The 22950-nt window shown below is 73.1% G+C and carries 23 protein-coding genes and 1 tRNA gene; 12 read left to right on the plus strand and 12 right to left on the minus strand.

Annotated elements, in window-relative coordinates; all coding sequences use genetic code 11:
- Nucleotides 1-34: 34 nt before the first annotated feature.
- Nucleotides 35-1468 (plus strand): mannose-1-phosphate guanylyltransferase/mannose-6-phosphate isomerase, encoded by a 1434-nt coding sequence (locus ACF3NH_RS12810; protein ID WP_422923291.1) that lies wholly within the window; start codon nt 35-37, stop codon nt 1466-1468.
- Here ACF3NH_RS12810 and gluQRS read toward each other — a convergent pair.
- The gene (gene gluQRS, locus ACF3NH_RS12815) at nt 1453-2319 is read right to left on the minus strand and encodes a tRNA glutamyl-Q(34) synthetase GluQRS (protein ID WP_422923293.1); all 867 of its coding nucleotides are present in this window, start codon (nt 2317-2319) and stop codon (nt 1453-1455) included. The two genes, ACF3NH_RS12810 and gluQRS, sit on opposite strands and share 16 nt — an antisense overlap.
- A 105-nt stretch (nt 2320-2424) precedes the next feature.
- On the opposite strand from gluQRS, the gene ACF3NH_RS12820 reads away from it, so the two are divergent.
- Together ACF3NH_RS12820 and ACF3NH_RS12825 are read left to right on the plus strand one after the other, a co-directional pair.
- On the plus strand, nt 2425-3039 hold the full coding sequence (locus ACF3NH_RS12820) for an alpha/beta hydrolase (RefSeq protein WP_422923295.1): 615 nt from the start codon (nt 2425-2427) through the stop codon (nt 3037-3039).
- Nucleotides 3040-3189: 150 nt separating this feature from the next.
- Nucleotides 3190-3777, plus strand: a complete 588-nt coding sequence (locus ACF3NH_RS12825) for an HNH endonuclease (RefSeq protein WP_370592050.1) — start codon at nt 3190-3192, stop codon at nt 3775-3777.
- A 15-nt stretch (nt 3778-3792) separates the two neighbouring features.
- On the opposite strand, the gene ACF3NH_RS12830 is transcribed toward ACF3NH_RS12825, so the two are convergent.
- Together ACF3NH_RS12830 and cysE are read right to left on the minus strand one after the other, a co-directional pair.
- A complete protein-coding gene (locus tag ACF3NH_RS12830; RefSeq protein ID WP_198367422.1) occupies nt 3793-4251 on the minus strand; it encodes a disulfide bond formation protein B in 459 nt (152 codons plus the stop codon).
- Entirely contained in the window at nt 4251-5078 is an 828-nt protein-coding gene (gene cysE / locus ACF3NH_RS12835) for a serine O-acetyltransferase (protein ID WP_198367421.1), read from the minus strand. The genes ACF3NH_RS12830 and cysE overlap by 1 nt, the downstream gene beginning before the upstream one ends.
- A gap of 149 nt (nt 5079-5227) precedes the next feature.
- Here cysE and ACF3NH_RS12840 point away from each other — a divergent pair.
- A tRNA-Leu gene (locus ACF3NH_RS12840) sits at nt 5228-5308 on the plus strand.
- 232 nt (nt 5309-5540) lie between these two features.
- Here ACF3NH_RS12840 and ACF3NH_RS12845 read toward each other — a convergent pair.
- The 6 genes from ACF3NH_RS12845 to ACF3NH_RS12870 all read right to left on the minus strand — a co-directional run bounded on the left by ACF3NH_RS12845 (nt 5541) and on the right by ACF3NH_RS12870 (nt 11887).
- Entirely contained in the window at nt 5541-7079 is a 1539-nt protein-coding gene (locus ACF3NH_RS12845; RefSeq protein WP_422923298.1) for a peptidoglycan -binding protein, read from the minus strand.
- Nucleotides 7080-7108: 29 nt separating this feature from the next.
- Complete coding sequence (locus ACF3NH_RS12850; protein ID WP_422923300.1) at nt 7109-8245, minus strand: flagellar motor protein MotA; 1137 nt, start codon at nt 8243-8245, stop codon at nt 7109-7111.
- Nucleotides 8242-8871 (minus strand): hypothetical protein, encoded by a 630-nt coding sequence (locus ACF3NH_RS12855; protein ID WP_422923302.1) that lies wholly within the window; start codon nt 8869-8871, stop codon nt 8242-8244. Before ACF3NH_RS12855 ends, ACF3NH_RS12850 begins: the two co-directional genes overlap by 4 nt.
- Nucleotides 8872-8935: 64 nt before the next feature.
- On the minus strand, nt 8936-9793 hold the full coding sequence (locus ACF3NH_RS12860; protein ID WP_198367417.1) for an inositol monophosphatase family protein: 858 nt from the start codon (nt 9791-9793) through the stop codon (nt 8936-8938).
- 80 nt (nt 9794-9873) lie between these two features.
- On the minus strand, nt 9874-10440 hold the full coding sequence (gene efp, locus ACF3NH_RS12865) for an elongation factor P (RefSeq protein ID WP_198367416.1): 567 nt from the start codon (nt 10438-10440) through the stop codon (nt 9874-9876).
- 154 nt (nt 10441-10594) lie between these two features.
- On the minus strand, nt 10595-11887 hold the full coding sequence (locus tag ACF3NH_RS12870) for a DUF445 domain-containing protein (RefSeq protein ID WP_232477274.1): 1293 nt from the start codon (nt 11885-11887) through the stop codon (nt 10595-10597).
- A gap of 106 nt (nt 11888-11993) precedes the next feature.
- Here ACF3NH_RS12870 and ACF3NH_RS12875 point away from each other — a divergent pair, with 106 nt between their 5' ends.
- The 3 genes from ACF3NH_RS12875 to ACF3NH_RS12885 are packed head-to-tail and all read left to right on the plus strand — an operon-like array spanning nt 11994 to nt 13778.
- Nucleotides 11994-12122 carry a hypothetical protein gene (locus ACF3NH_RS12875; RefSeq protein ID WP_422923305.1) on the plus strand — a complete coding sequence of 43 codons (129 nt, stop codon included), beginning with the start codon at nt 11994-11996 and terminating at the stop codon, nt 12120-12122.
- 26 nt (nt 12123-12148) lie between these two features.
- Entirely contained in the window at nt 12149-12895 is a 747-nt protein-coding gene (locus ACF3NH_RS12880) for a metal ABC transporter ATP-binding protein (RefSeq protein ID WP_232477272.1), read from the plus strand.
- Between the two features lie 4 nt (nt 12896-12899).
- Nucleotides 12900-13778, plus strand: coding sequence for a metal ABC transporter permease (locus tag ACF3NH_RS12885; protein WP_422923308.1), 879 nt, complete (start codon nt 12900-12902; stop codon nt 13776-13778).
- 13 nt (nt 13779-13791) lie between these two features.
- Here ACF3NH_RS12885 and ACF3NH_RS12890 read toward each other — a convergent pair whose 3' ends face one another.
- Entirely contained in the window at nt 13792-14418 is a 627-nt protein-coding gene (locus ACF3NH_RS12890) for a hypothetical protein (protein WP_422923310.1), read from the minus strand.
- A 123-nt stretch (nt 14419-14541) separates the two neighbouring features.
- Nucleotides 14542-15273, minus strand: coding sequence for an exopolysaccharide biosynthesis protein (locus ACF3NH_RS12895; RefSeq protein WP_422923312.1), 732 nt, complete (start codon nt 15271-15273; stop codon nt 14542-14544).
- A gap of 36 nt (nt 15274-15309) precedes the next feature.
- On the opposite strand from ACF3NH_RS12895, the gene ACF3NH_RS12900 reads away from it, so the two are divergent.
- From ACF3NH_RS12900 to ACF3NH_RS12920, 5 genes are all read left to right on the plus strand, one after another.
- Nucleotides 15310-15675 (plus strand): RidA family protein, encoded by a 366-nt coding sequence (locus ACF3NH_RS12900; RefSeq protein WP_422923314.1) that lies wholly within the window; start codon nt 15310-15312, stop codon nt 15673-15675.
- Nucleotides 15676-15905: 230 nt separating this feature from the next.
- On the plus strand, nt 15906-16910 hold the full coding sequence (locus ACF3NH_RS12905) for an NAD-dependent epimerase/dehydratase family protein (protein WP_422923316.1): 1005 nt from the start codon (nt 15906-15908) through the stop codon (nt 16908-16910).
- 46 nt (nt 16911-16956) lie between these two features.
- Nucleotides 16957-18093 (plus strand): DegT/DnrJ/EryC1/StrS family aminotransferase, encoded by a 1137-nt coding sequence (locus tag ACF3NH_RS12910; protein WP_422923318.1) that lies wholly within the window; start codon nt 16957-16959, stop codon nt 18091-18093.
- Nucleotides 18094-18345: 252 nt separating this feature from the next.
- Nucleotides 18346-19983, plus strand: coding sequence for an NAD(P)/FAD-dependent oxidoreductase (locus ACF3NH_RS12915; protein ID WP_198367409.1), 1638 nt, complete (start codon nt 18346-18348; stop codon nt 19981-19983).
- Nucleotides 19984-20108: 125 nt separating this feature from the next.
- Nucleotides 20109-21683: a hypothetical protein gene (locus ACF3NH_RS12920; protein ID WP_422923320.1), complete on the plus strand. Its 1575-nt coding sequence runs from the start codon at nt 20109-20111 to the stop codon at nt 21681-21683.
- A 33-nt stretch (nt 21684-21716) separates the two neighbouring features.
- On the opposite strand, the gene ACF3NH_RS12925 is transcribed toward ACF3NH_RS12920, so the two are convergent.
- Nucleotides 21717-22904 (minus strand): M20 family metallopeptidase, encoded by a 1188-nt coding sequence (locus tag ACF3NH_RS12925; RefSeq protein WP_422923322.1) that lies wholly within the window; start codon nt 22902-22904, stop codon nt 21717-21719.
- Nucleotides 22905-22950: the final 46 nt, after the last annotated feature.

A 22950-nucleotide genomic window follows, 5' to 3' on the forward strand; every position in this document is an offset into this window, starting at 1 on the left:
ACCTCGTCCCATGATTCCAGCGAAGGTTGACTGCATGCCCGGCTCCCCAACCGATCCGATTGTGCCGGTGATCCTCTGCGGAGGAAGTGGCAGCCGCCTCTGGCCCCTGTCGCGGGAAGGCTTCCCGAAGCAGTTCTGGCCTCTGCTGAGCGAGCGCACCATGCTGCAGGAGACCGCCGCCCGGGCGGAGGGGTCAGGCTTCCGCGCGCCGATCGTCGTCTGCAACGAGGAGCACCGCTTCCTGGTGGCGGAGCAGCTCCGCCTCGGCGGCGTGGCCGAGCCGCGCATCGTGCTGGAGCCGGTCGGCCGCAACAGCGCCCCGGCCATCGCCGTCGCCGCGGTCCTGGCGCAGGAGGCGCATCCCGAGGCCATCCTCTGGCTGATGGCGGCCGATGCCGCGATCCGCGACGTGCCCGCCCTGCACGCCGCCCTGACGCGCGCCGCCGCCGCCGCCCGCGCCGGCCATATCGCCACCTTCGGCATGCGGCCGACCGCGCCCGAGACCGGCTATGGCTATATCGAGACCGGCGTGCCGGTCGCCGGCCTGGAGGGCGTCTCCACCATCGCCCGTTTCGTCGAGAAGCCGGACGCGGCCACCGCCGCCGGCTTCCTGGCCGATGGGCGGCACCTGTGGAACTCGGGCATGTTCGTCGCCAGCGCGCGCACGCTGCTGGAGGAGCTGCAGGCGCTGGCGCCCGAGGTGCTCGCCGCCGCCCGCGCCGCCGTCGCCGCCTCGACCCGCGACCTCGACTTCGTCCGCCTCGACCCCGCCGCCTTCCGGGCCGCGCCGGACATCTCCATCGACTACGCGGTGATGGAGAAGACCCGCCGCGCGGTGGTGGTGCCGGCCGCCATCGGCTGGTCCGACGTGGGCTCCTGGGCGGCGCTGTGGGATGTGTCGGAGAAGGATGCGGCGGGCAATGCGACGACCGGCCCGGTCGAGCTGCTCGATGCCCGCAATTGCTACGTCCGCACCGAGGGCGTGCTCACCGCCATCGTCGGGCTGGAGGACGCGGTGATCGTCGTCACCGACGATGCCGTGCTGGCCATGCACCGGGACCGGGCGCAGGAGGTCAAGACCCTCCTCGGCCAGCTCAAGGCCCACGGGCGGAAGGAGGCGACCGAGCATCGCCGCATGTACCGCCCCTGGGGCCATTACGAGGGGCTGATCAAGGGCGACCGCTTCCAGGTGAAGAAGATCTCGGTCAAGCCCGGCGCCAAGCTCTCCCTGCAGAAGCACTTCCACCGTGCCGAGCATTGGGTGGTGGTGGCCGGCACCGCCATCGTCGAGCGGGATTCCGAGCGCATCATGCTGCGCGAGAACGAGTCCATCTACCTGCCGCTGGGCTGCGTGCACCGCATGGAGAACCCCGGCATGATCCCGCTGACGCTGATCGAGGTGCAGTCCGGCGCCTATCTCGGCGAGGACGACATCGTCCGTTTCGAGGACACCTACGGCCGCAGCTGAGGCTGGCCGGCCAGGGCCATCGCCCGCACCTCGGCCGGGCTGTGGCCCGCCTGCCGCAGGGCGGTCAGCGTCGGCGCCCCGTCGCGCTTCGACAGGCGCCGCCCGTCGGCGCCCAGCAGCAGGGGGTGGTGGCGGTAGCGCGGCGCCGGCCAGCCGAGCAGCGCCTGCAACAGGCGGTGCAGATCGGTCGCCGGGCGCAGGTCCTCCCCCCGCGTCACCAGCGACACGCCCTGCAGGGCGTCGTCATGCGTGACGCAGAGGTGGTAGGAGGCGGGAATGTCCTTCCGCGCCAGCACCACGTCGCCGAAGCGGGCCGGATCGCAGCGGCGGCGGCCCTCGCCGCATTCCAGGAAGGAGAGCGGCCCCTTCAGCCGGCGCAGCGCCGCCGCCATGTCGAGGCGCAGCGCATAGGGCGCGCCGGAGGCGAGGCGCCCGGCCCGCGCGGCCGGCGTGAGATGGCGGCAGGTGCCGGGGTAGAGCGGACCGTCCGGCCCGTGCGGCGCATGGCCGATGGCGGCGATCTCGCGGGCGATCTCGGCACGGGTGCAGAAGCAGGGGTAGAGCAGCCCCGCATCGGCCAGCCGGTCGAGCACGGCCCGGTATTCGTCCAGATGACTGGACTGGCGGCGCACCGGCCCGTCCCAGTCGAGGCCGAGCCAGGCGAGGTCCTCCTCGATGCCGCCGATGAACCCGGCCCGGCAGCGCACCGGGTCGATATCCTCGATGCGCAGCAGGAAGCGGCCGCCGGTCTCGCGCGCCAGCCGCCAGCCGAGCAGGGCGCTGTGCGCATGGCCCAGGTGCAGCTGGCCGGTCGGGCTGGGGGCGAAGCGCGTGACGACGGTTGCGGCCATGATGCTTCGCGCGTAGCGGATGGAGCCTGACCGCAGCAAGAGGAGGCCCGGATGGCCAGGCTGGATGGACCGCGTTGGGGACCGAAGTCGGGAGGCGCCGCGAGGATGCTCGTCCTCCTGCTGCACGGCTACGGCGCCGACGGCAACGACCTGATCGACCTGGCGCCGCACTGGGCGCAGGCGGTGCCCGATGCGCTGTTCATCGCGCCCCATGCGCCGCAGGATTGCGACGGCGGCCCCTATGGCCGGCAATGGTTCAGCCTGGAGGACCGCAGCCCGGCGGCGCTGCTGGCCGGCATCCAGTCCGCGCGGCCGCAGCTGGACGCGCTGATCGAGGCCGAATGCGTGGCGGCGGACCTGCCGCCGGGCGCGGTGGCGCTGATGGGCTTCAGCCAGGGCGCGATGATGGCGCTGTATACGGGCCTGCGCCGGGCCGTGCCGCCGGCCGGCATCCTGGCCTATTCCGGCCGGCTGATCGGCGAGGAGAGCCTGGCCGCCGAGATCCGCGCCCGGCCGCCGGTGCTGCTGGTCCATGGCGAGGCGGACGAGGTGGTTCCGGCCGAGGCGAGCCGCGCCGCCGAACGGGCGCTGCGGGCCGCCGGGGTCCCGGTCGAGTCGCTCTACACCCCGCGTCTGGCCCATGGCATCGACGAGGCCGGCCTCTCGGCCGGAGCGCTGTTCCTGCAACGGCTGGCGGCGGGGCCGGGCGGGGCAGCGTGACCGTGGCGTGAAACCTGCGAGGCGAGTGGTTGCGCCGGTCGCGCGGGGCTGGCATGAATCCGCTGCACACCGGCGGCGCCACGAAATCTGGGGCCTGCCCGACCGGACCGGCCCCATGGCTTGAGGCGCGCAGCTTGAAAGGAGCGGCGTTTGCCTGACGGGATGTCACTGGGAGGCCACGGCACTGGGTCCGGCGGCTTCCCGGCCTTGGTGCTGAACGCGGATTTCCGTCCGCTGTCGTACTATCCTCTGTCGCTGTGGTCATGGCAGGACGCGGTGAAGGCGGTCTATCTCGACCGCGTCTCGGTGCTATCGGAATACGAGACCGCCGTCCGCTCGCCCAACCACACGATCCGCCTGCCCAGCGTCATCGCGCTGCGCGAGTACATCCCGGCGGCGCGGCGTCCGGCCTTCACCCGCTTCAACGTCTTCCTGCGCGACGGCTTCTCCTGCGTCTATTGCGGCCAGGAGCATCCGACCCCGGAACTGACCTTCGACCATGTGATCCCGCGCAGCCGGGGCGGCCGCACGAGCTGGGAGAATGTCGTCACCGCCTGCGGCCCCTGCAACCTGCGGAAAGGCTCGAAGCTGCCGCAGGAGATCCGCATGTTCCCGCGCCACACGCCGCGCCAGCCGACGAGCTGGGAACTGCAGGACAATGGACGGATGTTTCCGCCCAACTACCTGCACGAAAGCTGGCGCGACTATCTCTACTGGGACACCGAGCTGGAGAGCTGAGGCGGAACCGCCGGCTCAGCGCCGGCGCCGCGCCATCGCCAGGGCGAAGCCGCCCAGCCCCAGGGCATAGAGCAGGTTCATCGCCGCCATCGAGACCGGCAGGCCGGGGATGAGGAACGTCGCCTCGTCGCAGGGCTTGGCCGGGGTGGCGGCGAGGCTGCTCATCAGATCCTCCACGCTGCGCGCGCCGCCGGCGCTGGGCGCGGCGCAGCCGGGCAGGGGGGAGGGCCACCAATGCGCCTCGACCCCGACATGCACCAGCGCCACGGCGGCGGAAGCCAGCACCGCGATCCCCGCCAGGGTGAGCATCAGCCGGCGTGGCAGCAGCAGGGCGCCAAGCGCCAGGGCGGCGGCGATCCAGTAGGGCCAGCGTTGCCAGAGGCAGAGCAGGCAGGGGTTCAGCCCGCCCCACCGCTCCGACGCCATGGCCAGGAGCGGGGCGGCCGCGGCGAGCGCCGCGATCAGCAGCGGCATCAGTTCGACCCGGTATCCAGCATCTGGTTCATGGCGCGCGAGGGCTCGGCGCAGCCCGCCTGGCCCACGACCCGGGCCGGCACCCCGGCCACCGTGGACCCCGAGGGCACCGGCTTCAGCACCACCGAGCCGGCGGCGACGCGGGCGCAGGCGCCCACCTCGATATTGCCCAGCACCTTCGCCCCGGCCCCGATCAGCACCCCGTGGCGGATCTTCGGATGACGGTCACCGCATTCCTTGCCGGTGCCGCCCAGCGTCACACCCTGCAGCAGCGAGACATCGTCCTCGATCAGGGCCGTCTCGCCGATGACCAGGCCGGTCGCATGATCGAGGAAGATGCCGTGGCCCATGCGAACCGCCGGGTGGATATCGGTCTGGAACACCGACGAGCTGCGCGACTGCACCCAGAGCGCCAGGTCGCGCCGGCCTTCCAGCCACAGCGCATGGGCAAGGCGATGCGCGCCCAGCGCGTGGAAGCCCTTGTAGTAGAGCAGGGGCTCCAGGGCGCGGCTGGTGGCCGGGTCGCGGTCCACCACGGCCAGGATGTCGCGGCGCACGGCGTGGCGCAGCGCCGGGTCCTCGGCCAGATGGCGCTCCAGGCTGCGGCGCAGCAGCGCGCTCGGCAGGTCGGCGTGCTCCAGCCGCGCCGCGATCCGTCCGGCCAGGGCGGATTCCAGCGTGTCGTGCTGCAGCACCGCGGCGTGAAGGAAGCCCGCCAGCTCCGGCTCCTGCACGGCCGCCCGCTGGGCCTCGTCGCGGATGCGGCACCAGACGGGATCGAGGCTCACGGCATCAGCCGTCGCGACAGGCTTGGCGAGCTGGTTCATGCGGGCTCCTCGGCAGAACGGCCGTCCGGGCGGAGCAAGCTGGCGCCGGCGGGAGGACGGGTCAAGCGCCATGCGGCGGAGCCAGACCCCCTCTCCCCGCATCACCGCGTGACGCGCTGGCCGGCATGCGCTATGCCGTCGCGGCGCCCGCGAGAGTGGCGGAACGGTAGACGCAGACGACTCAAAATCGTCCGACTTCGGTCATGGGGGTTCGAGTCCCCCCTCTCGCATATCCGCGCGATCCCTCCATTCCCCGCCTCCGTCGCGTTCCCTCAGGGCGGTCCCGCATTCATCCCCAGATCCGGTGGATCAGCCTGGGGATAAGTCACGGACAAGCCGGCGAGGCGACCGGCGGGGCGTCGCCCCGATGGCGGAATCCGCTGTGCCTGACAGCAAACTCGGCAAGTCGGAAAATCCCCGGTCCCGCCTCGTCTCGGCGCCGCATCGTCCCACGCGCCGGCCTCAGCGGTCGGTGAGCCGCAACTCGATGCGGCGATTGCGGGCCAGGGCCTCGGGCGAGTCGCCGGGGTCGAGGGGCTGGTGCTCGGCGAAGGCGGTGGCCGCCACATGCTCGGCCGGCAGGCCCTCCGCGATCAGCAGCTGCGCCACGGCGATGGCGCGGGCGGAGGAGAGCTCCCAGTTCGAGGCGTAGCGCGTGCTGCCGCGGATCGGGCTGCGATCGGCGTGGCCGTCGACGCGCAGCACCCAGGGCAGGTCCGGCGGGAAGCGGCGGCTCACCTCCAGCAGCTCCCTGGCCAGGGATTGCAGCTGCTGCCGGCCGGTGGCGGAGAGTTCGGCGCTGCCGACCGGGAAGAGCACCTCGCTCTGGAAGACGAAGCGGTCGCCGACGATGCGGACATCCGGCCGGTCGCCCAGCACCGCGCGCAGCCGGCCGAAGAAGTCGCTGCGATAGCGCTGCAACTCCTCGACCCGCGCCGCCAGCGCGGCGTTCAGCCGCTGGCCGAGCTGGGTGATCTGCGCGTCCTTGTCGCGCCCTTCCTGCTCCTCGCGGCTCAGCAGGGCCGAGACGCGGGCGATCTCGTCGCGCAGCTCGGTGACCTGCCGCGTCAGTAGCGCCACCTGGGCCCGCGCGCTCTCGGCCAGCCGGGCATGCTCGCCGCTCTGCGCCTCGGCCGCCGCGCGCGCCTCGCCCTCGCTGCCGGCACGGGCCAGGGCCTGCTCGGCGCGGCGCTCCAGCTCGTCGCGCAGCGCGGTGAGCTGCTGCACCTGCTGGGTCAGGCGGGCGATGTCGGCCAGCCGTGCCTCGATGGTGGCGCGGTCGGCGGTGACGGTCTGGTTGAGCCGCGCGGCCTCGGCGCGCAGGGCCTCCACATCGCGGCGCGCGGCGGCGAGCTCGGCGACGGTGGCCTCGCGCGCCGCCTCGGCCTGGCCGGCGCGACCCTGCGCCTGGGCGAGCTGCTGCCGCGCGGCGGCCAGGGCCTCGCGCTCGGCCGCCAGGGCGCGCCGCGCCTCGGTCAGGTCGCGCACCGTCTGGGCGGTGTCGCCGCCCAGCGTCTCGGCGCGCGACTGGGCGGCGCCGAGACGCTCCTCCAGGCTGGCGATGCGGCTGGCGGCGCCGCCGGCGGCGAGTTCGAGATCGGCCAGCCGCGCCGCCAGGCCGTCCCGCGCGGCTTCCAGCGCGGCGCGCTCGCTGCCCTGTCGGTCGCGCTCGGCGCGCAGGCTGCCGACCTGCTCCAGGGCGGCGTCGCGCGCGGCGGCGGCGGCGCGCAGCTCGTCGCCCATGCGGGCGAGATTGCCGCGCAGCTCCTCCCCCTGGCTCCGCTCCAGCGACAGCATGTCGGCCAGCTCGGCGACCTGCCGGTTCAACCGGTCGAGCGCCTGGTCGCGCGAGGAGAGGGTGACGGAGAGGAAGCCCTGGGCCAGGACGAAGACCAGCAGGACGAAGATGATGACCATCAGCAGCGTGGACAGGGCGTCCACATAGCCGGGCCAGGCATTGACGCCCTCGCGCTGGCCGCGCCGGCCGCTCCCGAGCGCCATGGCTCAGCCCCCTCCGGCCGGCGCCTGCCTCATCGCGGCCCGTCCTCGGCCAGGGCGGCGATGGTGCGGGAGAGGACCTTGATCTCGCTGCGGATCTCGGCGGTCGCCTGGGCGCGGCCCTGGGCGACATCCTCGGTCAGGCGGGCGAGGTAGAGCTCGATGTTGCGCAGGTGGATGCGGGCGGCGTCATCCTCCGCGCTGCCCTCGGCGAGGCGGGCGATCGCCGGGGCCAGGCCGGACTGCGCCTCCGCCATGCGCTGCATCAGCACCTGGCTGGCGCGCATCTGCTCGGTCATCACCGAAAGCCGTTCGGTCAGGGTGTGCAGGGCCTGGGCCGAGGCGGCGCGGCCTTCCTCGCCGCGCGCCATGATGCGCTGCAGGTTCTCGAGGTTCTCGGCGGTCTGCTCCAGCAGCGCCTGGACATAGGCGGGCACCGAGCCGCCCATCTCGCCATCCCCGCCCAGCACGCCGGAGGAGAGGCGGGTGACGCCGGCGAGCCATTCCTCCAGCTCGTAGTAGAAGCGGTTCTGCGCCTGCCCGGCGGTCAGGTCGAGGAAGCCCAGCACCAGGGCGCCGGCGAGGCCGAGCATGGAGGAGGAGAAGGCGATGCCCATGCCCGACAGCGGCTGCGCCAGGCCGGACTTGAGCTGGTTGAACAGCTGGTTCAGGTCGCCGGAGCCGACCGACATGGAGTTGATCACCTCGGCCACCGAGCCGATGGTCAGGATCAGGCCCCAGAAGGTGCCGAGCAGGCCGAGGAAGATCGACAGCCCGGTCATGTAGCGCGACAGCTCGCGGCTCTCGTCGAGGCGGGAGGCGATGCCGTCGAGCACGCCGCGCATCGCCGGGGCGGAGAGCGAGAGGCGCTCGCCGCGGCGGGCCGAGAACATCGAGGCCATCGGCGCCAGCAGCCGTGGCGCGGTGCGCGGCGTGGCACCGGTGCGGTTGCCGCGGAAGCCTTCCAGCCACTCCACCTCCGGCTTCAGCCCGAGCACCTGGCGGATGTTCCAGGCGATGCCGAGCAGCAGGACGCCGAGGATGACCGTGTTCAGCACCGGATTCGCCGCGAAGGCGGTCAGCAGATTGCCCGAGAGCACGACGCAGAGCAGGGCGACGGCGGCCAGGAAGGCCAGCATCCGCAGCAGGTAGTGGGTCGGGCGTGTCATGGGCGGGTCGTGCTCGGCTGGAGGGCCGGGCTCTCCGGCGCGGCGCGGAGAGTGGGCGGTATCAGCAGGATGGCGTCGCGGGCCTCGGAGGTGCGTCCCAGGGGGCGGGTGTCGATGCGCGTGCCGTCCAGCCCGCCGCGCTCGAGGGCGGCGCGGATGGCCAGGCCATGCGCCAGGGAATCGCGACGTGCCACCGAGACATCCTGCACCGGCCCGGCGACCTGCGCCAGCAGCGTCACGCGGCCGGCGGTCGCGGTCGCGAGCCAGCGGCCGATCTCGGCGAGGGCGGCCGCGGCGGCGGCATCCGGCGCGCCGCGCGCGGCCGGGCCGGTGACCAGCCAGCCCCCCTCGGGCGCCGGCGCGATGCCGCGGGGGAGGGCGATGTCCGGGCGCGGCAGCGGAACGCCCGGGCGCGGCGCGCGGCTCAGATCGGGCGGCGCGGGCGCGGCGGCGGCGGGCGGTGGCGGCAGCGTGGCGGCCTCCTCGCCGGCGGCGGCGCGGCAGGAGGCGGCCGGCGGGAGCAGCAGGGCGAGGCCCAGCAGGGCGGCCCGCCCCGCCGGGGCCGGGCTGCGCGTCAGCGGCGGGCGGGCGCGGCGGCGCGCGGGGATCGACGGGGGCGGGGCCATGATGCGCGCACCCTAGGTTGCGGCGGCGGCGGCGGCAACAGCACCGCCCGCCCGCGCCGGCGGATCAGGCCTCGCCGCGGCCTTCGGCGCGGGCGCGGCCCACCACGGCGATGCCGTCCTGCACCACCTCGCGCAGCTTCGGCTGCAGGAAGGGGTTGCCGGCGACGATATGGCCGCTGGCGTAGCAGTCGCCGCCCTCCGGATCGGTCGCGATGCCCCCGGCCTCCTTCAGGATGACCAGCCCGGCGGCGACGTCCCACTTGGCCATGCCGAGCTCCCAGTAGCCCTCGTAGCGCCCGGCCGCGGTCCAGGCGAGGTCGAGCGAGGCCGAGCCCATGCGGCGGATGCCCGCCACATGCGGCATCAGCCGGGCGAGGGTGGCGCTGAACTCCGCCTTACGCTGCACCTTGGCGAAGGGGATGCCGGTGGCGAAGACGGCGGAGAGCATGTCGCGCCGGCCGGAGACGCGCAGGCGGCGGTCGTTCAGGAAGGCGCCGCTGCCCTTCTCGGCCCAGAACAGCTCGTCCGCGGCGGGGTTGTAGATCACCCCGGCGACGACCTCGCTGGTGGTCTCGCCGGTGCGCCTCTCGATGCCGATCGAGACCGACCAGTGCGGGATGCCGTGCAGGAAGTTGGTGGTGCCGTCGAGCGGATCGACCACCCAGCGCCATTCCCAGTCCTTGTCGCCGCTCTCGCCCTGCTCCTCGCCCAGGAAGGCGAAGCCGGGCCGGGCGCGGCCCAGCTCGGCGCGCAGCGTCTCCTCGGCGCGCATATCGGCCTGGGAGACGAAGTCGCCCGGACCCTTCATGCTGACCTGCAGCTGCTCCACCTCGCCGAAATCGCGCAGCAGGCGGCGGCCGGCCTTCTGGGCGGCGGCGACGACGACGTTCAGGGCGGGGGAGAGGCGGGCGGAAGGGGCCACGGCGCGGATACTCCGGCGGTAAGGGGACGGTGGGTCGGTCGGCGGCCCCGGGGGGAGCGGAAGGGCCGCCGCGAAGGGCCTCAGCCCTTGGCGCGCTCGACGTAGGAGCCGTCCTCGGTCTTCACCACGATCCGCTCGCCGGCGGTGATGAAGGGCGGCACCATGGTCTTGACGCCGTTGGAGAGAAGGGCGGGCTTGTAGGAGGAGGAGGCGGTCTGCCCCTTCACCACCGGGTCGGCCTCGGCCACCTCCAGCGTCACCTGCTGCGGCAGGTCCATGGCCACCGGGTCGCCCTCGATGAGCTTGACGGAGACCGTCATGTTCTCCTCGAGGAAGGGCAGGCGGTCGCCCAGGATGGCGGCCGGGACGATGGTCTGCTCGAAGGTCTCGGGATCCATCAGCACCAGGTTGTCGCCATCGGCATAGGAGTAGGTGAACTCCTTGTCCTCGGTGGTCAGGCGCTCGACGGTGTCGGCCGTGCGCCAGCGGTCATCCTTCTTGGTGCCGGTCTTGATGTCGCGCATCTCAACCTGGATGAAGGCGCCGCCCTTGCCCGGGGTGATGATCTGGATCTTCAGCACGGTCCAGCGGCGGCCCTCATACTCGATGACCTGACCGGGGCGCATCTGATTGGCCTGCTGCTTCATGGGCGGGGCACCTGCTCGATGGAGACGTGAAGGAACGAAAAGGGCGGCAGGCGGCATGGCGCCACCGTCCGGGCGGCGCGCGCTTTAGCCTGTCCGGGCGGCATCAGGCAACCTCGCGGTCGGGACGGGGTGAATTTCGCCGGCGGTCAGGCCATCAGTGCGCCACGTGCCCGAACACGGCCTGCAGCAGGGCGAAGAGCGCGCCGCCGGCCAGGAAGCCCACCAGCGTGCCGTTGATGCGCACGAACTGCAGGTCGCGCCCGACCCGCAGCTCGATCTTCTCCACCACCGTGGCCGTGTCCCAGCGCGCCACCACGCCGGCGATGAAGTCGGCGAGCTGCGCCTGGGCGGAAACCAGGCTGCCGCGCAGCGTGGCCTGGGCGAGGTGGTTGAGCCGGGCGCGGGCGCCCTCATCCTCGGCCAGCAGCGTGCCGAGATTGGCGAAGGTGCCGGTCAGGAGGCTGACGCTGCGCCCGGAGGGATCGGCCGCGTCCGCCGCCAGCGCCGCCTTCAGCCGCGACCAGACATCGAGCAGCCAGGCGGCGACGGTCGGGTGCGCCAGGGCCTGCCGCAGCGCCCGGCCGATGGCGGTGGCCCGCTCGGGGTCGTTCTCCAGGCGCTCGATCTCGCTCTCCAGCCAGGCCTCGAAGGCATGGCGGAGGGCGCTGTCGTCCGGCGCCACCTTCTCCAGCTCCTGGTTGATGCCGGTGAGGATACGGCGCGCCACGGTGCCGCCGGCCAGCCAGCCCACCACCGCGCCGCCCTCGGCGCGCACGCGGGCCTGGATGGCGGCGCGCAGATCCTCCTCCTTGGCCGCGAGCAGCGCCTTGATCTGGCTGAGCGCCAGGCCGAAGACCGCCTGGTGCTGGCCGCTGGCCATCATCGCGCGCAGCAGCCGCGCCAGCATCCGTGCCGCCGCCGGGCCGGAGACCATGCGCGGCAGCAGGCGCAGCAGCACGCGCCGGGCGCGGCCATCCTCCACCGCGTCCAGCAGGCGGGGCAGGCTGGCGGCCAGGGCCTCGGCGGCGGTGCGGCTGGTCGCCGGGTCGGCCAGCATCCGCCGCAGCAGCGCGGCGAGATCGAGCCGCCCGAGCACGCGCTGCATCTCCGCCTCGGTGAAGACATGGTTGGCGACGAAGCGGCCGAGGCCGCGCCCGAGGCGCTCCTTCTGCCGCGGGATGATCGCGGTGTGCGGGATGGGCAGGCCGAGCGGGCGGCGGAACAGCGCCGTGACCGCGAACCAGTCGGCCAGCCCGCCGACCAGCCCGGCCTTGGCAGAGGCCTGCAGCAGCTCCGTCCAGTACCCGGGCGGCAGGCGGTAGGCGCCGAGCATCAGCGCCGCCATGAGCAGCAGCAGCCCGCCGGCGAAGCGGCGATAGCGCCGGAGGTTGCGGCGGAGCTCGGCCTCCGGATCGGGCGGAAGCGGTCGTTCGGGAGGGGGGGCCATGCCGTGCATCGGGCCAAAGGTAGTGCGCCTTCCCCCCGGCCGGGAGCCGGGCGGGCGAGAAAGGCGCCTTGCCTCGGCCGGCGGGGATGTTATTTCATACCATGTGATGACCCGCGCCGGCTTCTCCCTGCCCGATCCCCTCGACCTTGCCGCCGGCGCCGCCGCGCGGCTGGCGCTGGCCGTGCCGCTGCTGGCGCTGCTTTGGGGCGGCGTGGCCTGGGCCCTGTCGGTATGAACGTCTTCGGCATGAACCCCGGCGGCATGAACCCGGTTCTGGACCACGGCATCGAGTTGGCCGACCTGACCCTGACGCATGGCCGCCGGCCGGCCGTGCACCATATCAGCGGCCGCTTCGCGCCGGGCAGCCTGACCGCCATCGTCGGCCCCAACGGCGCCGGCAAGTCCACCCTGCTGCGCGCCATCGCCGGTCTGCACACGGCGCAGGAGGGGCGGGTGCGCTGCCGCCGGCAGGACATCGCCCTGCTGCCGCAGGCGGCGGCGCTGGACCGCGCCTTCCCGATCTCCTGCCGGGAGGTGGTGGAGCTGGGTCATTGGGGCCGGGCCGGCGCCTTCCGCGGGCTGCGGCCGCAGGAGCGCGCCGCGGCGCGTCGGGCGCTCGCCGCCGTCGGGCTGGAGGGCTTCGAGGCGCGGCCCGTCGGCAGCCTGTCCGCCGGCCAGTTCCAGCGCGTGCTCTTCGCCCGACTGCTGGTGCAGGACGCGCCCGTGATCCTGCTGGACGAGCCGTTCAATGCCGTCGATGCCCGCACCGCCGCCGATCTGCTGGCCCTGGTGCGCCGCTGGCATGGCGAGGGCCGCACCATCCTGGCCGTGCTGCACGACCTCGAGATGGTGCGCGAGCAGTTCCCCGAGACCCTGCTGCTGGCGCGCGAGCCCATCGCCTGGGGGCCGACGGCCGAGGTGCTGACCGCCGCCAACCGGCTGAAGGCGCGCATGATGGCCGAGGGCTGGGACCAGGAGGCCGAGGCCTGCATCCGCAGCGCCGCCTGACGCCATGCTGGCGCTGCTGCACGACTACGCCTGGGCGCCCTTCGCCGAATTCGGTTTCCTGCGCCGGGCGCTGATCGGCTGCCTGGCGCTCTCCCTCGCCGCGCCGCCGCTCGGCGTGTTCCTGGTGCTGCGGCGGATGAGCCTGACCGCCGACGTGCTGGCGCACGGCATCCTGCCCGGCATCGCCGCAGGCTTCCTCGTCGCCGGCCTGTCCGTCACCGCCATGTCGATCGGTGGCCTCGTCGCCGGTCTGGCGGTCGGCATCGGCGCCGGGGCGCTCTCGCGCGCCACGGGGGGGCGGGAGGATGCGGCGCTGGCGGCGCTCTATCTCGTCGCCCTGGCGCTGGGCGTGACGCTGATCTCGACCCGCGCCGGCTCGGTGGAGCTGTCGCACCTGCTGTTCGGCAGCGTGCTGGGCGTGGACGATCCGGCGCTGCTCATGATGGCGGGCGTGGCGAGCCTGACGCTGCTGGTCCTGGCCTTCGCGTGGCGGCCGCTGGTGCTGGAATGCTTCGACCCCGGCTTCGCCGCCGCCGCCGGGGCGCGGGGCGGCGCCTGGCACATGCTCTTCCTGGCGCTGGTGGTGCTGAACGTGCTGGCCGCCTTCCAGGCGCTCGGGACGCTGATGGCGGTGGGGCTGATGATGCTGCCCGCCGTGGCGGCGCGGCACTGGGGGCGGAGCGTCGGCGGCATGACCTATGCGGCCGTCGGCATTGCCCTGGTCTCGGCCTGGGCGGGGCTGCTCTTCTCCTACCACCTCGACCTGCCGAGCGGCCCGGCCATCGTGCTCGTGGCGGGGGCGGGCTGGGTGCTGTCGGTCCTGGCCGGGCCGGTGGATGGGCTGCTGCCCCGCCTGCTGCGGCGCCCGCACCTTACCGGCTGAGCGGCCGGTTCCGTCAGGTCCGGCGCGCGGGGCGGCCGCCGACCGGGATGCCGCCGTCGCCGAAGGGCTGGGTCGGGGCGGAGCGCGGCGAGGGCGCCGGGGCCGAACTGCCGAAAGGCTGGGTCGGCGCGCCGCCCCGCAGGCTGTGCCGCTCCATGCAGGCGATGACGGCCTCGGTCACGGCGGAGGTTCCGCGCAGGTTGAAGCTCCAGTCCGGCTCCGAGCCCGCCGGAAAGGTGAGGGACATGGCGAGGCCCCCGCGGAACTGCCGCAGGAAGTCCACGATCTTCTCCGTGCCCGAGAGGTTGAAGTTGATCCACCGGCCTTCGCCGTGCGCGGTCGCCGTCCAGACGGGAAGGCCGTCGATCGTCAGGGCGACGGGAATGGCGGTGCCCTCCGGGATGCGCCAGCTCTCCTTCTTGACCTGGATGCTGAAATGGTCGTTGCCGGAGAAATGCTTGATGGCGAAGAAGCGCCCGGCGGATCCGGCCGTGCTGAGCCCGCAGAGCGCGGTGCCCACGTTGCTCCGGCCCTGGAAGGCGTCCCAGCCGCCCGCGCGGGCGATGTCATGGACCTGAGCCGCGGCGGGAGCGGCGAGGCTCAGCAGGACGGCGATGGCGAGGGCAACGGGGCGGGACACGGCGCGGGCTCCTGTCAGTGAGATAATCTCATGTAACGAGACTATCGCTGTCCCGTCGTCCCAGGAACCAGAATCGGCCGATCGCACCGGATCGTGTTCAACCGTGGGTGCGCCGCCTCGGCCTCAGGCCACGCTCCGCAGCAGCTCCGGCGCCGCGCCCAGCAGGCCGGCCGCGCTGCCGATCAGTCCCAGGGTCAGCACATAGCCCAGGATCGCCATGGCCCCGTCATTGGCCACCAGGGCCAGGGCAAAGACGGCGATCACCGCCGCCACGATGGTGGTGGAGAAGGGCAGCATCTCCAGCGGGGGGATGCAGAGGGCCAGCACCATGCAGGTGGCGGCGATGGCCCGCGTGCCCAGCCCCTGCGTCACGCCGGTCAGGCGGGGACGGAACAGGCGGTCGACGAAGCGGGCCGGCCGCCGCAGCAGGCGCATCGCCCGATGCAGGCGGTGGCAGCCGAGGCTGTGGCGGCACAGGCGTCGCGGCACCCAGGCCTCCCGCCGCCCCAGCACCATCTGCCCGGCGAGCAGCAGGATCATCAGCGCCATCGCCGTCGGCAGGCCGATGATGCCGGAGAGGGGCGACACCACCACGACCGAGGGCAGCAACAGCAGCGCGCCAAAGGAGCGTTGCCCGATCTGGTCCAGGATGGCTTGGCAGGAGACGGTCTCGGCATGGGCGCAGGCGGCCTCGACGCGGTCGAGCAGGTCGTTCAGCCCAGCGGGCGGCGGAAGAGGGGCGATGCGCCGGCGCTGCATGGCGCCCTGGAAGGCGCGCGCGATGAGGTCGCGGCTAAGCCCGCCTCCGGAACGCCCGTCCGGGCCCCGCCCATCTCGCCCGCGCCCTGTCGCCATGCCACTCTCCCTCCTCCCGACCCATGAGGAGAATCCATGACCGGAACCACCCTTGTCCGCCGCCTGGCCGAGGAGCAACGCCTCTGCGGTGCCACTGTTGCCAATGGCCTGGTCTTCCTGGCCGGCCAGGTGGCGGATGACGCCAGCCTGGATGCCGAGGGCCAGACCGCCGACATCCTGGCGCAGATCGACGCCCTGCTGGCCGAGGCAGGCACCGACAAGCGCGCGCTGCTGCAGGTGCAGATCGTGCTGACCGACATCGCCGACGCGCCGGCCATGAACCGCGCCTGGGACCGCTGGCTCGATCCCGCCCACAAGCCCGCGCGCATGACCATCGAGGGGAAGCTGGTCGATCCGCGCTGGAAGGTGGAGATCACCGGCATCGCCCTGGCGCCGCGCTGACGCCGGCCGGCGCGGCCGCGGGGAGCAGGCGGAGAATGCTCTCGAAAGCGTGAGGAAAACGCTTCAATCCGGCAAGGCTTCGCGGCATTCTTCCGGGCGGCGGTCGCCATGCCGGGGTCAAAGCCCGGCCGCGCTTCCGCCGCAATCGCCGGACAGGCTGCTGTCCTACGCCGAGAGAGTGGCCGCCGCATGACCAGCGCATCGCATCCCCAGGCCTCCGGGTTCCTCCGGTGAGCGACGCCGGCATCCCGCTGATGGCGGCGGAAGGCTGGGCGGGTCGCCGCGTTCTGGTGACGGGCGGGGCCGGCTTCCTCGGCAGCGGGCTCTGCCACGCCCTGGCGGCGCGCGGCGCCTGCGTCACCGCGCTGGACGCCATGCTGCCCGAGGGCGGCGCGAACCGCGCCAACCTGGCAGGGGCGGGGGTCGAGCTGGTCGAGGCCGATCTGCGCGAGGCCGATCTGGCGCCGCTGACGCGCGGCCTCGACGCGGTCTTCAACCTCGCCGCCCAGACCAGCCACGCCGGCAGCATGGCGGACCCGTTCGCGGATCTCGCGATCAATGCCACGGCGCAGCTCCGGCTGATCGCGGCGCTGCGTCAGGGCTCCCCCGGCGCCGTCGTGGTGCATGCCTCGACCCGCCAGTTCTATGGCCGTCCGCTCTACCTGCCGGTGGATGAGAGGCATCCGCTGAACCCGCCCGATGCCAACGGCGTCTCCAAGCTGGCGGGCGAGCAGTACTGGCTGATGGAGGGCCGGGTGACGGGCCGCCCGGTGGTCTCGCTGCGGCTGACCAATTGCTACGGTCCACGCCTGCGCGTGAAGGATGCCCGCCAGACTTTTCTCGGCATCTGGTTCCGCCGCCTGCTGGAGGGCGAGCCCTTCGAGGTCTGGGGCGGGGCGCAGCTGCGCGACCTCGCCTATCTGGACGACGTGGTGGCCGCCTTCCTGGCGGCGGCCGTGACCCCCGCCTGCCACGGCGGGGCCTTCAACATCGGCGGTGCCGCCCCGGTCTCCCTGCGGGATCTGGCGGAGGCCGCGATCGCTGCCCATGACGGGCAGGGCCGGTACGTGGTGAAGGAATTCCCCGCCGACCGCGCGCCCATCGACATCGGCAGCTTCCATGCCGACGACACCGCCTTCCGCAAGGCCACCGGCTGGGCGCCGGCGGTCGGGCTGCCGGAAGGGCTCCGCCGCAGCCTGGACTGGCTGCGGCCGCGCCTCGCCGACTACCTTTAACCAACTGTCACTGCCGGCCGAGCGGCCGCGCCGAGGAGATGGGCCGATGGACGTGCCCGTGATCACCGTTCCCCAGGCAGACCCGGGCGCCGCCTACCGCGCCCAGCAGCCGGCGATCGATGCCGCCGTCGGCCGCGTGCTGCAGTCCGGCTGGTACATCCTGGGCTCGGAAGGCGCGGCCTTCGAGCGGGAGTTCGCCGAATGGCTGGACCTGCCGCGCGCCGTCGGCTGCGCCAACGGCACCGACGCGCTGATGCTGATCCTGCGCGGCCTCGGCATCGGGCCGGGGATGAGCGTGGTCACCGTGTCGCACACCGCCGTCGCCACGGTCGCCGCCATCGAGATGACCGGGGCGACGCCGCTGCTGATCGACATCGACCCCGACACCTACGGCATGGACCCCGAGGAACTGGCCGCCGTGCTGGAGGACCCGCCGCCGGGCCTGCCGCCGATCCGCGCCGTGATCCCGGTGCACCTCTACGGCCATCCCTGCGACATGACGCCGATCATGGCGGCCTGCCGGGCGCACGGCGTCGTCGTCATCGAGGACTGCGCCCAGGCGCATGGCGCGCGGATCGACGGGCGGATGGTCGGCACGCTGGGCGACGCCGCCGCCTTCAGCCTCTATCCCACCAAGAACCTGGCCGCGCTCGGCGATGCCGGCATCCTGGCGACGCGGGACGAGGTGCTGGCGGAGAACATCGCCGCCATCCGGCAATACGGCTGGAAGCGGCGCTACATCTCGGACGCCATCGGCGTGAACAGCCGGCTGGACGAGATCCAGGCCGCCGTGCTGCGCGTCCGCCTGCCGCTGCTGGCCGCGGGCAATGCGCGCCGCCGGGAGATCGCCGCGGCCTATGACGCCGCCCTGGCCGGCTCCGCCATCGCCGCGCCGGTCCGCCGGGCCAATGTCGAGCATGTCTATCATCAGTACGTCATCCGCAGTCCGCAGCGGGACGAGCTGGCGGCGCGGCTGCGGGCGCTGGGCATCGGCACGGGCATCCACTACCCGGTGCCGGTGCATCTGCAGGAGGCCTATCTCGGCCGCACGCCGGTCGGCCCCTCGGGCTGCGCCGAGACCGAGCTGGCCAGCCGCGAGGTGCTCAGCCTGCCGATCCACCCCGAGTTGACCGACCGGCAGGTGGAGACGGTCTGCGCGGCGCTGCGCGTCGTCGCGGGGTGATACGGACGCGCCTTCGAGCTCCGCCGCATCGGTGAGGCCCGATGGGCGCCGCCCGCGACGCGATGCGCGGAAGGGCGGTGGAATCGCGGCAGGGCTCGCCGGTCATGATGGTCCGGCCTGCCCGGAGCGCGGCGGGAGCGGGGGTGAAATCCTGGCGAAGCCCGGCCGCTTTCGCCTATAGGACGCCGCTGCCCTTCCCCCCGTGCCCTTCCCTTGGCGGATCGACCCCGCCCCATCCGGAAGAACCGTGCCATGCTGCGCCTGACCGAACTGAAGCTGCCGCTCGACCACCCGCCGGAGGCGCTGCGCGCCGCCGTCCTGGCGCGGCTCGCGATCCCGGAGGCCGAGCTGCTCGGCCTGGAGGTGTTCCGCCGCGGCTACGACGCCCGGCGGAAGTCCGACATCCAGCTGATCTACACCCTGGACCTGACCCTAAGCGACGAGGCCGCGGTGCTGCGCCGGCACGCGGGGGACCGCCAGATCGGCCCCAGCCCGGACATGCGCTACCGCTTCGTGGGACGCGCGCCCGAGGGGTTCGCCAACCGTCCGCTGGTCGTGGGCGCCGGGCCCTGCGGGCTGCTGGCCGGGCTGGTGCTCGCGCAGATGGGCTTCCGTCCCATCATCCTGGAGCGCGGCAAGGTGGTGCGCGAGCGCACGAAGGACACCTGGGGCCTGTGGCGCAGGTCGGTGCTGAACCCGGAGAGCAACGTGCAGTTCGGCGAGGGCGGCGCCGGCACCTTCTCCGACGGCAAGCTCTACAGCCAGATCAAGGACCCGCAGCATCACGGCCGCAAGGTGCTGGAGGAGTTCGTCAGGGCCGGCGCGCCGGAGGAGATCCTGACCGTCTCCAAGCCGCATATCGGCACCTTCCGCCTGGTGACGATGGTCGAGAGCATGCGCGCGACGATCGAGAAGCTGGGCGGCGAGTACCGCTTCCAGAGCAAGGTGACGGACCTCGAGATCGAGACGCGCGGCGGCGCGCGGCAGGTGCGCGGCGTGGTGCTGGAGAGCGGCGAGCGGATCGGGGCCGACCATGTGGTGCTGGCCCTCGGCCACAGCGCGCGCGACAGCTTCGCGATGCTGCAGGCGCGCGGCGTCTACCTGGAGGCCAAGCCCTTCTCCATCGGCTTCCGGATCGAGCATCCGCAGGGGATGATCGACCGCTGCCGCTTCGGCGATTTCGCGGGGAACCGGACGCTGGGCGCCGCCGACTACAAGCTGGTGCATCACGGCCGCGACGGCCGCTCGGTCTACAGCTTCTGCATGTGCCCGGGCGGCACGGTGGTGGCCGCGGCCAGCGAGCCGGGCCGTGTCGTCACCAATGGCATGAGCCAGTATTCCCGCGCCGAGCGCAACGCCAATGCCGCCATCGTCGTCGGCATCGAGCCGGAACGCGACTATCCCGGCGGGCCGCTGGCCGGCATCGCGCTGCAGCAGCGGCTGGAGGAGCTGGCCTTCGAGGCCGGCGGCGGCGACTATCGCGCGCCGGCGCAGACGGTGGGCGACTTCCTGGCCGGGCGGCCCTCCACGGCGCTCGGCGAGGTCATCCCGTCCTACAGGCCGGGTGTGACGCCGACCGACCTCGCCGCCTGCCTGCCGGACTACGCGGTGGCCGCCATCCGCGAGGCAATCCCGGCCTTCGACCGGCAGATCCGCGGCTACGCCCGGGCGGACGCCGTGCTGACCGGCGTCGAGACCCGGACCTCCTCTCCGGTGCGCGTCCGCCGCGGGGCGGACGGGCAGAGCCTGAACACGCAGGGCCTGTTCCCGGCCGGGGAAGGGGCGGGCTATGCCGGCGGCATCCTCTCCGCCGGCGTGGACGGCATCCGGACGGCCGAGGCGGTGGCGCGCAGCCTGCTGGACCGGCCCCTGGCCGAGCGGGCGGCCTGAGCCCCGCATCGCCCTCGCCTTTTTCCACTTTATGCCGCAATCTCACCAAAATGAGAGCTTAGCCATCGGGCTGCCGCCGCATGGCCGCGAATCGAAGCCCCGAGGGGCGACAGGGGGTTGGTGACGTGAGTTACAGCTTGCCGGGCGCGCCAGGGGAGCTTCCTCACGGCGAGCAACGCCTGCGGGATGACACGCGGCTGCGCTGGATCTGCCTGGGCCTGGTGGGCGCGACCCTCGGCCTCGTGCTCTTCGCCCTGCTCCGCTCGCCGATGAAGGACGACGTCGCCTGGCTGCTCTGGGTGGCCCGGCAATGGCTGCGCGGCGAGGAGCTCTACATCGACATCGTCGAGGTCAATCCGCCGCTGATCGTCTGGGTCAGCGCCATCCCGGTGATGATCGCCGATGCGCTCGGGCTCACCGCCAAGCAGGTGGCGCTGCCGCTCTTCGCCGCCGCCGCCCTCGGCTCGGCCTGGGGCACGGCGCGGCTGCTGCGGGGCGTGGCGCCGCTTTTCGCCCAGCCGGTGGCGACCTTCGCGGCCATCGCCTGCGTGCTGCTCGCCATGCCCGGTGTGGAGTTCGGCCAGCGCGAGCACCTCATGGTCATCGCCGTGCTGCCGCATCTGGCGCTGCTGGTCCGCAAGCTGGAAGGCCTGCCGGTCCGGCGTGGCCTCGCGCTCGGCGCCGGGGCGCTGGCGGGGCTGGGCTGCGCCCTGAAGCCGCGCTACCTGCTGGGGCTGGCGGTGATCGAGCTGGCCGGCTGGCTGCATCGGGGCTTCCGCATCCGCTTCTCGCCGATCGCCGCCTTCGCCGTCGCCGGGCTCTACGCGGCCAGCATCCTGGTCTTCTATCCCGCCTTCGTGGAGCGCGCCGTGCCGCTGGCGCTGACCCTCTATGGCGGCACGGATTCCAGCTTCTGGGTGCTGCTGCGGGAATCGCGCCTGCTGCTGGCCGGCCTCGCCGTCTGTGCCCTGCTGCTGGCGGTGACGCCGCGGCGCGATCCGCTGTTCAGCCTGCTGCTGGTCCTGACCGGCTTCGCCGCCGCCGCCACGATCGTCATGTTCCTGGACGGCAAGAACTGGTTCTACCACCGCATCCCCGCCCTGATGATGGTGACCTTCGCGCTGCTCTGCTGGGTCATCGAGGCGTTGCGGCGCGGCGCCGGCGCGGCGCGTCTGCGGCCCGTCCTGCTGCTGGCCGCCCTGGCGCCCCTGACGCTTTTCGCCGCGCAGACCTCCGGCCGCCTCTATGAGCGCCTGGTGCTCGCGGTGGAGCCGGACACCACCACGGAGGTCCGGCTGGAGCGGCTGATCCGGCGCGAGAAGGTGCGCAGCTACGTCGCCTTCTCCGAATGGATCGGCCTCGGCTTTCCGGTGATCAACGACACCAACGTGACCTGGGCCTCGCGCTTCGATTCCATGTGGGCGCTGCGCGGCGAGATCTGGAAGGCGCGACAGGACGGCGTGGCGCCGGAGGAATGGCCGATCCGCCACTGGGTGGTGCAGGACTTCATGGAGGGCTGCCCGGACCTCGTCGTGGTGGACCGGCGAGGGGAGGCGATGAACTACCCCGCCATCCTGTCCCAGGCGAATGCCGGCTTCGCCGCCGTCTGGGCCCGCTACCGGCAGATCGCCGTGGTCGATGGGCTGCAGGTCTATCGCCGCCAGGGCGAGGGCTGCGGCCAGGCGGCCGGCACCGGGTGAGGTGCCGCCCGGCCGGGCCACAGGGCCGGCGGTTCAGAGGTTCGCCGCCTCCAGCCGCAGGATCGCCCGCGCCAGCGCCTGGGCCCGCGGCACCATGCTCGCGACCTCCAGATACTCCTCGGGGCTGTGCGCCTTGCCGCCGACCGGCCCGACGGCGCAGAGCGTCGGCGCGCCCTGGGCGGCGGTGAAGCCGCTGTCGGCGCAGCCGCCGGTGAACTCGCCCGCCGTCTCGAAGCCGCTGTCGGCCGCCGCCGCCCGGTAGAGTTCGAAGACCGCCTCGGTGCCGGCGTTCCGGGCCAGCGGCAGGAACTCGCCCTTGATCGACAGTCGGGCGCTGGTGCCGGGGACGAAGCTCCGCTCCACGATCTCGTGGATGCGGCCCATCACCATGTCGCGGTCGGCGGGCTCGACATAGCGCAGATCGATCTGCCCCTGCGCCCAGGGCGCGACGGTGTTGACGCTCTGCCCGCCCGAGACCAGCCCGACATTCAGGGTGATGCCGCGCGCCAGGTCGGTCAGCGCATGGATCGCCCGCACCTTGCAGGCCAGCTCCTCGATGGCGCTGATGCCGGCCTCGAAGTTGCCGCCGGAATGCGCGGCCTTGCCGGCGATGTCCATCACCATGAAGACGCCGCCCTTACGGCCGGTCACCACGCCGCCCGAGGGCCGGCCGGGCTCGCTGTTGAAGACCACGCGGGCCTGCCGCGCCTCGGCCTCGATCACCGGCCGCCCTTCCGGCGAGCCGATCTCCTCATCCCCCGTGAACAGCCCGACCAGCGGTCCGGGCGCCCCGCCGCAGGCCTGGAAGGCGGCCAGGACGAACATGTTCTGCACCAGTCCCGCCTTCATGTCGCAGACGCCCGGGCCGGTGGCGATGCCGCCCTCGACGCGGAAGGGCCGGCGCGCCGGCTCGCCCTTGGGAAAGACGGTGTCGCGGTGACCCATCAGCACGATGTTGCGCCGCGCATTGCCGGCGCCGCCGGCCCCCGTCGCCTCTCCGGCCACGGTGGCGCGCAGGCAGTCGCCGTAATCGCGGCCGGGGATCACCTCGACGGGAATGGCGTGGCGGCCGCAGAACGCCTTCACGCGCTCGCCCACCGCATCGACCCCGGCCTTGTCGTAGCTGCCGCCATCGGTGTTCACCATGGCCTCCAGCTCGTCCAGCATCTCCTGCTGGCGCCCGGCCAGCCAGGCCGCGATGCGGGATTCCAGATCGCTCATGCGACTCTCCTCTGCCTCGAAAGGGCGCCAGGGTGGCCGAAGCCGC

It is taken from the genome of Pseudoroseomonas sp. WGS1072 (assembly GCF_049340465.1).
Lineage (GTDB): Bacteria > Pseudomonadota > Alphaproteobacteria > Acetobacterales > Acetobacteraceae > Pseudoroseomonas.